Source organism: Stenotrophomonas sp. SrG (assembly GCF_050031795.1).
GTDB classification, from domain to species: Bacteria; Pseudomonadota; Gammaproteobacteria; order Xanthomonadales; family Xanthomonadaceae; genus Stenotrophomonas; species Stenotrophomonas rhizophila_A.
This window is the reverse complement of record NZ_JBNBBE010000461.1, coordinates 1-256: the sequence shown is the minus strand read 5'-3', so window position 1 is coordinate 256 and position 256 is coordinate 1. Positions and strand designations below refer to the sequence as shown.

1 pseudogene is annotated in these 256 nt (G+C 73.0%); it reads left to right on the top strand.

Features of this window, described 5'->3' with window-relative positions:
* Positions 1-47: 47 nt before the first annotated feature.
* Positions 48-256, top strand: a pseudogene (locus ACQG3P_RS20490) (OmpA family protein); the annotation flags it as partial.

Below are 256 nucleotides of genomic sequence, written 5' to 3'. Positions count from 1 at the left end.
CTGCAGCAGCGGGCCGGCCGCCGCCGCAGCGCCGGGGCCGCCCCCGCATGAGCGACGAGATCGAGCTTGCAGGCGAAACCGGCGCGCCGATCTGGGCCGCCTTCGGCGACCTGATGTCGGTGGTGCTGGGCGCGTTCGTGCTGATCCTGGTCGGCGTGGTGGCGCTGCAGCTGGAGCTGACGCATCGCCTCGATGAGGAAGTGGCGCAGCGCCAGGCCGAAGCCAAGCGGCGCCAGACCCTGGAACAGGCCCTCGC